An 11,927-nucleotide genomic window follows, 5' to 3' on the forward strand; every position below is an offset into this window, starting at 1 on the left:
CGTCCCCGAACACTAAAGCACCGAAAAACCAATATTTTCTTGCACCGGCGCGGCGGCGGGGCCAAACCCCGCCGCCGCGCCGAAACGAAAACCATCTCAATCAGTTAACAGGCAAATGTGTGGCAGGGCGTCGTGTATGCGACACGCCTGCCGTTATTTCTTGGCCAGGAGCGCCTTGACGAGCGGCGCGTCGATCTCGCCGGTCGGCTTCATCTTGTTGTCGGTCTGGAAGGCCATGATGGCGTTCTTGGTCTTGCCGCCCATCACGCCATCGGCGCCGCCGGCGTCGTAGCCGTTCTTGTTGAGGATCAGCTGGATGTTCTTCACCGCCTTTTTCATGTCGATGCCGGCGGTGGTCTGGGGCGTGCTGTCCTGCCAGGATTCCGGAATATCGGCCGAGTTGGCCGCGGCGTTGAGCGGCTTGGCCTTCCACAATTCCGTCGCGGCGCGTGCCCGCTCGAGCTGCTCGGGCCTGAGCGCATTGGCGATCTCGTCGCGCTTGGCGGCGGCGTCCTTGTCGCCGGTCTTGGCGACCAGCGCGAACCACTTGTAGGATTCCTCCAGGTTCTGCTTCATGCCGACGCCCTTGGCGGCCAGGATGCCGAGGTTGAACTGGCTGTCCTTGACGCCGAGGTCGGCGGCTTCCTGGAACCAGTGCGTCGCCGATTCATTGTCGGTCACCCCGTCGGCCGCCATGGCGAACAGCACCGCGAGGTTGTGCATGGCGCTGGCGTTGCCCTGTTCGGCGGCGAGCTGGTAGTAGGTCTTGGCCTTCTTGATGTCGCGCGCGACGCCGATGCCTTTTTCGTAGAAATTGCCGATGCGGTATTCGGCCGGCGCGAAGCCGAGCTCGGCCGACTGCTCATACCATTTCGCTGCCGCCTTCATGTCTTCCTTGACGCCGCGCGATTCCGCGTAGCGCGAGCCGACCTCGAACAGTGCCTTGGCGTCGCCGCCGGCGGCTGCGTCGCGCAGCGCCACCGGACCGATTTCGGAGGGAATGTCGAATTTGGCTGCGGCCGTCTGACTTGCCGCCGGCGGCACGGCGCCTGTCGTATCGGCCGAGGTGGCGGCCGGCGCGCTGACGCCCTCGGCCGCCGGACTGGCCGCCTCCTTGGCCATCGGCTGCGTGTCGCCATCCGTGTCCGTCGCGGACACGGCTGCTGCGGCAGGTTCGGACGGCATCGCCGAAACCGTCGGCGCCGGCGCGGCTGGCGCCGCAAGCGGTGCCGGCGCGGTCGCCGGTTCGGCGGGCATGGCGGCGGCAGTCTCGGGACTCGAAGGGGTGGAAACGGCAGGTGCCGCATCCTTGACGGGCTCGGCCTGCCTGACGGGACGCGCAGGGGCGTTTTCGGCCTGTGCGGTTCCCATGTCGGTCTTTTGCGCATCGGCTTGCGGCGCTGCGGGCGCGTTGAGCGAAGCCGTATCGACCGTCTGCGTGGAAAGGACCGGCGCGGCCTGGTTGTTGGCCGTTTCGACGGGATCGGACAGGAACGCCTTGCCCAACTGCAGGCCCGCCAGCGCCATCATGATCGCGGCGGCCGCCATCAGGATCGGCTTGCGCCGCGCCTTGAGCAGGTCGCCTATCCTGAGCGCCTTCACCGGGCCGGTCATGGTCGATTGCCGCTTCAGCGTGTCGGCTTCCGCGGCCGCCGCCTGGGCCGCGCGGCGGGCGGCCGCGATGAAGTCGGACTTCGCGGCATCGCTCTCGCTGCGCCTGACCGGCTGGCCGCCGCGTTCGTCGCGCACGCGCTTCATGATGGCGCTGAGGTCCGGCGCGCCGGAACCGGGTTCCAATGGCCGGTTGGCGGCCTTGGGATCGATTGGTTCGTCAATGTCGACGCTTGGCACGTCGGCGGCCGGCGCAGAGCCCGCCAGCGGTTGCGTGTCCGCGTCCTTCTTGCCCTTGAAGGCGCGCGCCAGGCCGCTGAACATCGATTTCCTGCGGCCGGCCGTCTCGCCCTTGTTACCGATCGCATCCGGTCCGAGGGCTGCCATGGCCGCCGCTGCCGCGGCCTCGGCAGGCGTGCGTGGCGCGTTTGGCTCGTCGCGCATGATCGCCGCGGCGCGGCCTTCGAGGCTGGCCATGTCTCCCGTGAGCGGCAGCGGTTGGTCGATGTCCATCGAAGGCGCGTCCTGCACTGCGATCTTGCCGCCACGGCCGCGCTTGCTGCCCGGGTGCGGATCGACCAGCTCGCTCATCGCTTCGCTGGTCTCGCCCGCTTCGAGCGAGCCGAGCCGGTCGACGATCTTGAGCAGCGTGTCGTGGATCGCCTCGAAGGTCCGCGAGTTGCGCTCGTCGGAACGGCGGGTGAGCGCCTCGAGCGTCTTGAGGTCCTGGGCGAGGCCGGCGACGGCGGTCGCGTTGGTCTGCGCCGTGCTGGACGTCGACTCGGCAAGCGATCTGACGGCGCTCTCGGCCGCCTCGCGCGCCACGCTCAGGATGGAATCGCGCGTGCCGGCCAGCGACTTCTCGATCTCGTTGAGGCGCGGGCTGATGTCTTCGAACTCGGGCAGCGGCGTGCCGGGCTTGGAAAGATGCGCCGACAGGCCGGCGACCTGCGCTTCCAGGCTGCGGATCAACGCCGGATCGATGCCCGCGACCTGCTGCGCGGATGATTCCAGCCGGCTGGAAATGTCTTCGAGCCGGCTTTCCAGCCCGCGGATCGCCATCTCGTTGGCGGGATCGGGCGTGCGCGCCTCGATGCGCTTGGCCAAAGCGGTGAAGCGGGCGTCGATCGCTTCCATGATGCCGGCACTCTCGTCCTGGCGCATGCGCTGGTCGAGCCGGTCCGCGACCTCGTCCAGCCGCCGTTCGAGATCGCGAAACAGCATATTGCCCTGTTCGATCGCATCGCCCTGGCGCCGCTCGAGCAGCATGGAGAGCGCGTCGAAGCGCTGCTCGAGGCCCTGGAAGATCTGGTCGGCGTCGGGCATGGCCGGTGCGCGGTCCATCTTGTCGGTGATCAAGGCGATCTGCTTGCCGAGCCGCTCCATGGCCTGTTCGGGCAGGTCGGCGCGCCCGGCCAGTTGGTCCACACGGCTGGTGAGAAGATTGAGGCGGTCGATGACCTCGGCGCCGGGTCGCAACTGCGCGACCTCCTCGATCTGCTGCGCCAGGGAGGCTATGCGCTTCTCGATCCGGCCGAAGGTTTCGGGGTCGAAGGCGTTGGCCTGCGCTGCCACTGTCGAGGCGACGATGGCGCGGGAAATCTCGTCCAGCCGCTCGTCGATCATGGCGAGCGTTTCGCCGCCGCGCATCGTCTGCTGGCTGGCGAAACGGTCGACCGCGCCGGCAAGCGTGCGCACCTTTTCCTCCAGCGAGCGCAGCGAAAGCGATTCCGGCAGGTTGTTGACGGCGCTGCTGATCTGTTCGAGCCGGTCTGTCAGCACCGAAAGGCCCGGGCCTTCGGCGCGCTTGCGCTGGTCGGCGTCGACACGGTCCTCGAAGGCGCTCCAGCGGCGATCGAAATCGTCCCAGCGGCGGTCGACCTTCTGCACGCTTTCCTCGCGCGCCAGCGTGTCCAGCGCGCCCTTCACCTGCTCCAGTTCCAGCCGCAGCAGGTTGACGCTGCGGTCGTCGCTCTTCTCGGCAAGCGTCTGGATGGCGCCCGAAAGCCGCTCGAATTCGAGACCGAGCTCGGCGCTGCTCTTGTCGGGTACGCCGTTCGCGCCGCGCTGGCTGTTGGCCTGCATGGCGCGGTCGATGTCCTGGCGGAACGCCTCGAATTCGCGCTGCAGGCCGGCGGTCATCTGATGGCGCAGTTCCTCGCGCAGTCCGCGCAGTTCGACGGCGATCTTGCCGACCATGGCGACGCTGTCTTCCTGGCCACGCACCCGGTCGATGTCACGCGCGATCGCCTGATAGTTCTGCCCGAAGGCGGGCGCGTCGCCTGGCGCCGGATTTTGCGGCGCGCGCGTTTGCGGCCGCTGGTGCTGAGTGCCGGGATACTGCGCTGCCGGGTTTTGTGGCGGCCGGTCCAAAGGCCTTTGCGCGGAATAGGTGTCTTCGTACCAGCGCGGCTGGCCGTAAGGCTGCGTGCTTGGATAGCGCGGCTCGACCGGCGGCCGTCGCAGATCGAGGCGATCGGGCATGTCGGCGCGCGTCCGGTCCAGCCGCTGCTCCAGCGTTTCGAGCGAGCGGTTCAGTTCTTCGAGCGATGCGTGCGGCCGGCGCTGCCTGCCGGCGTTGAGTGTATCGAGATAGGACCGCTTGCTGTTCATCGATGCGCCCGTTTCAGAATGGCCGGCCAGAGGCCGGTCTGCAGTAGCTGTCGGGAACGAAGCGAGCCGAGCGGTTTTGCTGCGGAGGAAGACGAGCTTCCGGGTTCTCACCCGCGCTTCGAAAAACCGTGAAAAATTCGCTACAGGATAAACACGGGTGACCGACATGCGCACATTTCGCCCAACGTGGTAAACAAGGCGTTAACCAAGCTTAAGAGTCGCGCACAATCATGCGCCGGCGTTCGGGTGCGGCATAAAGTTCCGGCTCGACAACGCCCTTGCGTCACCCGGCGGCTGTCGGTATAGGATTGACGTAAACGTAAAAGGTGCGAAGCCGTGCCTCTTGCGATTGATTTGTTGCAACCACGATTGGAAGCACGCCCCCGCTTCCATTCAGGCGACGCTTGGTCCGCGACCGCGACGCCATCAGGGGAAAGCCAGTGACCATGAAGCTTGTTTCGCCCGGCGAAGCCGCGGCCAATACCAATGACATTCCGGCCGAGGCCGGCGAGGAATTCGTCCGCATCGGCGAGATGGCCAAGAAATACGGCGTGACGCTGCGCACGCTGCGTTTCTACGAAGACAAGGGCCTTCTCAATCCGCATCGCGACGGCTCGACCCGACTCTACACGCGCCGTGACAAGGCCCGCCTGAAGCTGATCCTGCTCGGCCGCAAGGTCGGGTTCTCGCTGCGCGACGTCAAACAGATGATGGATCTCTACGATCCGACCGGCAGCAACACCAAGCAACTGCGGCTGGCGCTCGACAAGTCCGAGAAACAACTCGCCCGCCTGCAGAAGCAGCGCGCGCTGATCGACGACGCCATCGGCGAGTTGAGCAATTCGATGTCCATCGTGCGCCAGATGCTCAGCGAGCGCACCGCCGCTCCGCAGGCAAGCGCCGCCGGCTGATCGCCCGCACTCCGGGGAATACCTCGGACATGGAAAGCCGCGCGGCTATAGCCGCGCGGCTTTTTTGTCGCCACAATGCCTGACCGCTCACAAAAATTTTGGGCTGCGACGAAGTTGACGTTTACGCAAACGTCAATATTTGTTATCGGGGCATCGATATTGGCCCGGGCCTCCTGTCCCAGCACGTGGACAGGCGACTTGCTGGCTGGCCGGGACTGTAAGGGCGGAGGAAGGCATGACGATCTACAGGGCGCCGATCCAGGACACGCTGTTCGTGCTCAACGATGTGCTGGGCTATCAGCGCTATTCCAATCTTCCAGGCTTCTCGGATGCGACGCCCGACGTGGTCGAGGCGATCCTCGCCGAAGGCGCGAAGCTCGCCGAGAACGTCATGCATCCGCTGAACCGCGTCGGCGACATGGAAGGCTGCGTGCGCCATGAAGACGGTTCGGTGACCACGCCCAAGGGCTTCAAGGAGGCCTTCGACCAGTATCGCGAGGGTGGCTGGATGGGGCTTGCGGCGCCCGCCGAGTTCGGCGGCCAGGGCCTGCCTTACGCCGTCCACACCGCGGTGTCGGAATATATGGTTTCCGCCAACATGGCGCTGATGATGTATCCGGGCCTGACGCAAGGCGCGATCGCGGCGATCGTCACCCACGGCACGGACGAGCAGAAGGCGACCTGGCTGCCCAGGCTGATCGAGGGCGCCTGGACCGGCACCATGAACCTCACCGAGCCGCATTGCGGCACCGACCTCGGCCTGCTACGCACCAAGGCCGTTCCCAACGGCGATGGCACCTACAGGATTTCCGGCCAGAAGATCTTCATCTCCGCCGGCGAGCACGACATGTCGGACAACATCGTCCATCTGGTGCTTGCCCGCGCCGAGGGCGCGCCGGAAGGCGTGAAGGGCATCTCGCTGTTCATCGTGCCGAAGTTCAAGCTCGACGCCTCGGGCAATCCCGGTGAACGCAACGCGCTCTCCTGCGGCTCGATCGAGGAGAAGATGGGCATCCACGGCAACTCGACCTGCGTCATGAACTATGACGAGGCGGAGGGCACGTTGCTTGGCGAGTTGAACGGCGGCCTGAAGGCCATGTTCACGATGATGAACGAGGCCCGCCTCGGCGTCGGGCTGCAGGGGCTTTCGGTCTCCGAGATCGCCTATCAGAATGCCGTTTCCTACGCCAAGGACCGCCTCCAGGGCCGTTCGCTGTCGGGCGCCAAGGCGCCGGACAAGAAGGCCGATCCGATCATCGTCCATCCCGACATCCGCCGCTCGCTGATGACCATGAAAGCCTTCAATGAGGCCGGCCGCGCCCTGGCGCTGTGGACGGCGATCAAGTCCGACATCGCGCACCGCTCCGGCGACGACAAGGACCGCCAGGCGGCCGACGACTACACGGGCCTGATGACGCCAGTAGTCAAGGGCGTGCTCACTGACAAGGGTTTCGACCACGCGGTGATGGCCCAGCAGGTGTTCGGCGGCCACGGTTACATCGAAGAGCACGGTATGAGCCAGTTCGTGCGCGATGCCCGCATCGCCATGATCTATGAGGGCGCCAACGGCATCCAGGCGCTCGACCTCGTCGGCCGCAAGCTGGCGCAGAATGGCGGCCGTGCCGTGCAGGCCTTCTTCAAGGAGGTCGGCGAGTTCTGCGAGGAGAACCGCGCTGACGAGAAGATGGCGCCTTTCACCAAGGCGCTGAAGAAGGGCCTCAACGACCTGCAGGCGGCCACCATGTGGCTGGTGCAGAACGCCATGGCCAAGCCCGACAATGCCGGTGCCGCCTCCACCGACTACATGCACCTCTTCGGCCTAGTCGCGCTGGGCTATATGTGGGCGCAGATGGCGAAATCCGCGCAGGCGAAGCTCGCGCAAGGCGCCAATGGCGCCGGCGTGTTCTACGACAACAAACTGGTGACCGCGCGCTTTTTCATGGAGCGCATCATGCCAGAAACGGCGACGCGCCTCGCCCGCATTTCCAGCGGCGCGGACACGCTGATGGCGCTGCCGGCGGAAGCGTTCTAGAAATGCCCGGCGTCTCCCTTCACCCTTGAGGGGAGGGCGGCCCGAAGCGCCGGGAGGGATCGTCCGCGACGAGCTCGACGCCAGTTCCGACGACGTGCCTTGTGAGGAGAAGAGCATGACCAATCCAGCCGAAGTTCTTGGCCTTCCAAAACCCGCCTGGGCGGCGGACGAGGTCGGCATGCTCTACGATATGGCGACCCGTTTCATGGCCGAAGAGATCGCGCCGCGTTACGACGAGTTCGAGAAGAACGAGATTTTCGACCGCGAGAGCTGGCTGAAGGCCGGAGCGGCGGGCCTGCTCTGCGCCTCCATGCCCGAGAAATACGGCGGCTCGGGCGGCACCTTCGCGCATGAGAGCGCCATTATCGAGGCGATCGGCCATGTCGGCGTCGACGGCTTCGGCATCGGCCTGCACAATTCGATCGTAGCACCCTACATCCTGCATTACGGCTCCGAGGAGCAGAAGCAGAAATGGCTGCCGAAGCTTGCGACCGGCGAACTCATCGGCGCGATCGCCATGACCGAACCCGGCGCCGGCTCCGACCTGCAGGGCGTGAAGACCCGCGCCGAGAAGGACGGCAACCACTACAGGATCAACGGCTCCAAGACCTTCATCACCAACGGCCAGCTCGCCAGCCTGATCATCGTCGTCACCAAGACCGATCCGGACAAGGGCGCCAAGGGCACCTCGCTGATCGTCGTCGAGACCGACGAGGTCGAGGGTTTCGAGCGTGGCCGCAACCTCGACAAGATAGGGCTGAAGTCCAACGACACCTCCGAGCTGTTCTTCAACGACGTGCGCGTGCCGACCTCCAACCTGCTCGGCCACGAGGAGGGCAAGGGCTTCGTCCAACTGATGCAGCAATTGCCGCAGGAGCGTCTGCAGATCGGCACCGGCGCGATCGCCATGATCGAGCGCGCGCTGGCGCTCACCATCGACTACGTCAAGGAACGCAAAGCCTTCGGCAAGGCCGTCATCGACTTCCAGAACACCCAATTCAAGCTGGCCGAGTTGAAGACCGAGGCCACCATCGGCCGCGTCTTCTACAATGATTGCGTCGCCCGCCATATCGACGGCGGCCTCGACCCGGTCACCGCCTCGATGGCCAAATACTGGCTCAGCGACCTGCAGGGCAAGGTCGTCGACGAATGCCTTCAACTGCATGGCGGCTATGGCTACATGAATGAATATCCGATCGCCCGCATGTACCGCGACGCCCGCGTCCAGCGCATCTACGGCGGCACCAACGAGATCATGAAATTGCTGATCGGGCGCTCTCTCTGAGCGCCGCGATCGGCAAACCCACAGGAGCACGAAATGGCCGAAGCTTACGTCTATGACGCCGTGCGCACGCCGCGCGGCAGGGGCAAGAAAGATGGCGCGCTGCATGAGGTGCCGGCGGTGCGGCTCGCCGCCAAGACGCTCGAAGCGCTGCGCGACCGCAACGGCCTCGACACCGGCAATGTCGACGACATCATCTTCGGCTGCGTCGACCCGGTCGGCGAGGCGGGCTCCGTCATTCCGCGCGCCGCCGCCTTCGAAGCCGGCTACGACACCAAAGCGCCCGGCATGCAGATCTCGCGCTTCTGTGCCTCCGGCCTCGACGCGATCAATTTCGGCGCCGCCAAGATCGCGCAAGGGGCCGACGAGATCGTCATTGCCGGCGGTGTCGAATCGATGTCGCGCGTCGGCATGGGCATGTCCGGCGGCGCCTGGTTCATGGACCCATCCGTCGGCCTGCCCGGCTGGTTCGTGCCGCAAGGAATTTCGGCCGACCTGATCGCCACCAAATACGGCTTTTCCCGCGACGACGTCGACGCCTATGCGGTCGAGAGCCAGAAGCGCGCCGCCAGGGCCTGGGGCGAGGGCCGCTTCAAGAGTTCGGTGATCCCGATCAAGGACCAGAACGGCCTCACCATCCTCGATCATGACGAGCACATGCGCCCTGCGACTGACATGCAGTCGCTCGCCTCGCTCAACCCGTCCTTCGTCATGCCCGGCGAGATGGGCGGCTTCGACGCGGTCGCCGTGCAGAAGCATCCGGAGGTCGAGGAGGTCAATCACGTCCACCACGCCGGCAACTCGTCGGGCATCGTCGACGGCGCCGCCGCCGTGCTGCTCGGCTCCAAGAAGGCCGGCAAGGCTATGGGGCTGAAGCCCCGTGCCCGCATTCGTGCCTTCGCCAATATCGGTTCCGAACCGGTGCTGATGCTGACCGGCCCGGTCGACGTCACCGAGAAACTTCTGAAGCGCGCCAAGATGAAGCAGTCGGACATCGACCTGTTCGAGCTCAACGAGGCCTTCGCTTCCGTCGTGCTGCGCTACATGCAGGCTTTCGACATCCCGCATGACCAGATCAACGTCAATGGCGGCGCAATTGCCATGGGCCATCCGCTCGGCGCCACCGGCGCGATGATCTTCGGCACGGTTCTGGACGAGCTGGAGCGCCGCGACTTGAACACCGCGCTTGTCACGCTCTGCATCGGCGCCGGCATGGGCACCGCCACCATCATCGAACGCGTCTGAGGGAGAGAGAGCATGAGCTACACCAATTTCATCCTCGACGTGGATGCCGACGGCATCGCTTTGATCACCTGGGACATGCCGGACCGCTCGATGAACGTCTTCACCGAGGAGGTGATGCGCGAGCTGGACGCCATCGTCGAGAAGGTGACCGCCGATGCCGCCGTCAAGGGCGTCGTCATCACCTCGGGCAAGGACACTTTCTCCGGCGGCGCCGACATCGCCATGCTGCAGAAGATGCTGGCCACCTTCGCCGCCGACAAAGAGAAGGATCTCGAGAAGGCGACCAGGGCGCTGTTCGAGAATGCAGGCTATATGACCGGCCTGTTCCGCAAGATCGAGACTTCCGGCAAGCCGTGGGTATCGGCGATCAACGGCACCTGCATGGGCGGTGCCTTCGAGATGTCGCTCGCCTGCCACGGCCGCGTCGCCGCCGATTCCGACAAGGTGAAGATGGCGCTGCCCGAAGTGAAGATCGGCATCTTCCCCGGCGCCGGCGGCACCCAGCGCGTACCGCGGCTGACCGACCAGCAGCAGGCGCTGCAGATGCTCACCACCGGGCAGAATCTCACGCCGCAGAAGGCGAAGGCGATGGGCCTGGTCCACGAGATCGCCGAGCCCTCGAAGCTCGTCGAGACCGCCAAGGCGATGATCAAGAACGGCCTGAAGCCGGTGGCGCCATGGGACGAGAAAGGCTTCAAGCTGCCGGGCGGTCCGGTCTATTCGGCGGCCGGCGCCAATCTCTGGCCGCCGGCCATCGCCATCCTGCGCCGCGAGACCTATGGCAATTACCCGGCCGCCGCCGCGATCCTGAAATGTGTCTATGAAGGCCTGCTGGTGCCGTTCGATACCGCGCTCAGGATCGAGCAGCGCTATTTCACCGAGATCATGCAGTCGAAGGAAGCGGCGGCGATGATCCGCTCGCTGTTCCTGTCGCTGCAGGAGCTGAACAAGGGCGCGCGCCGCCCGGCTGGCGTGCCGGACACCAAATTCAAGAAGATCGGCATCCTCGGCGCCGGCTTCATGGGCGCCGGCATCGCCTATGTCACGGCACGGGCAGGCATTCCGGTGGTGCTGCTCGACCGCGATCTGGCGTCGGCCGAGAAGGGCAAGGCACATTCCGACAGCCTGATGGCCGATCAGGTCAAGAAGGGCCGCGCCAAGCCGGAGGACAAGGACAAGCTCCTCTCGCTGATCACGCCGACGGCGGACTATGGCGATCTTGCCGGCTGCGACCTCATCGTGGAGGCGGTCTTCGAGGATTCGAGCGTCAAGAAGGATGCCACCGAGAAGGCGGAGGCGGTGCTGAAGTCGTCGGCGATCTTTGCGTCGAACACCTCGACGATTCCCATCACCGCCCTGGCGAAGAACTCGGCGCGGCCGAAGAACTTCATCGGCATCCACTTCTTCTCGCCGGTCGACAAGATGATGCTGGTCGAGATCATTCTCGGCAAGAAGACGGGCGACAAGGCCTTGGCCGTCGCGTTCGACTTCGTGCGCGCCATCAAGAAGACGCCGATCGTCGTCAACGACACGCGCGGCTTCTACGTCAACCGCTGCGTGCTGCGCTACATGTCGGAAGCTTATAAGATGCTGATCGAAGGCGTGCCTGCGGCGATGATAGAGAACGCCGCCAAGGCCGCCGGCATGCCGGTCGGCCCGCTGGCGCTGACCGACGAGACGGCCCTCGACCTTGCGCAGAAGATCATGAAGCAGACCATCAGGGATCTCGGCGAGAAGGTCGTCGATCCCAAGCAGATGGCGCTGATCAACACCATGGTCGACACGCATGGCCGCTTCGGCCGCAAGAACGGCAAGGGTTTCTACGACTATCCGGCCAAGCCCGCGAAGAAGAAGCTGTGGCCGGGCCTGAAGGACCTCTATCCGCAGCTGAAGCCCGAAAAGGTCGACTATGAGGAGCTGAAGCAGCGCCTGCTGGTCACCATCGCGCTGGAAGCGGCGCGGGTGATGGAAGAAGGCATCGTCACCGATCCGCGCGAGGCCGATGTCGGCTCGATCCTCGCCTTCGGCTTCGCGCCTTTCACCGGCGGCGCGCTGTCCTATATCGACGGCATCGGCGCCAAGCGCTTCGTCAAGATCGCCAAGGGCCTGCAGAAAAAATATGGCGCCGAGTTCAAGGCGCCGAAGCTTCTGCTCGACATGGCCGAGAAGGGCGAGACCTTCTACCAGCGCTTCGATCCCTACCAGAAGGGCGAGGTTAGAGAGGCAGCCTGAC

Annotated in this window: 6 protein-coding genes; 5 read left to right on the forward strand and 1 reads right to left on the reverse strand. The window is 65.2% G+C overall.

The window, feature by feature from the left end; all coding sequences use genetic code 11:
* Positions 1–153: 153 nt before the first annotated feature.
* Positions 154–4,224, reverse strand: coding sequence for a peptidoglycan-binding protein (locus ACVMIM_RS07930; RefSeq protein WP_476111484.1), 4,071 nt, complete (start codon positions 4,222–4,224; stop codon positions 154–156).
* 446 nt (positions 4,225–4,670) lie between these two features.
* On the opposite strand from ACVMIM_RS07930, the gene ACVMIM_RS07935 reads away from it, so the two are divergent.
* The 5 genes from ACVMIM_RS07935 to ACVMIM_RS07955 all read left to right on the forward strand — a co-directional run bounded on the left by ACVMIM_RS07935 (position 4,671) and on the right by ACVMIM_RS07955 (position 11,926).
* Positions 4,671–5,135 (forward strand): MerR family transcriptional regulator, encoded by a 465-nt coding sequence (locus ACVMIM_RS07935; protein WP_278047785.1) that lies wholly within the window; start codon positions 4,671–4,673, stop codon positions 5,133–5,135.
* A gap of 235 nt (positions 5,136–5,370) precedes the next feature.
* A complete protein-coding gene (locus tag ACVMIM_RS07940) occupies positions 5,371–7,167 on the forward strand; it encodes an acyl-CoA dehydrogenase (RefSeq protein ID WP_476111485.1) in 1,797 nt (598 codons plus the stop codon).
* Between the two features lie 115 nt (positions 7,168–7,282).
* Positions 7,283–8,452, forward strand: a complete 1,170-nt coding sequence (locus ACVMIM_RS07945; protein WP_476111486.1) for an acyl-CoA dehydrogenase family protein — start codon at positions 7,283–7,285, stop codon at positions 8,450–8,452.
* 33 nt (positions 8,453–8,485) lie between these two features.
* Positions 8,486–9,694 carry an acetyl-CoA C-acetyltransferase gene (locus ACVMIM_RS07950; protein WP_278047441.1) on the forward strand — a complete coding sequence of 403 codons (1,209 nt, stop codon included), beginning with the start codon at positions 8,486–8,488 and terminating at the stop codon, positions 9,692–9,694.
* A gap of 12 nt (positions 9,695–9,706) precedes the next feature.
* Positions 9,707–11,926 carry a 3-hydroxyacyl-CoA dehydrogenase NAD-binding domain-containing protein gene (locus ACVMIM_RS07955; RefSeq protein WP_476111487.1) on the forward strand — a complete coding sequence of 740 codons (2,220 nt, stop codon included), beginning with the start codon at positions 9,707–9,709 and terminating at the stop codon, positions 11,924–11,926.
* Position 11,927 lies beyond the last annotated feature (1 nt).

Source organism: Mesorhizobium sp. USDA 4413, from assembly GCF_056280365.1.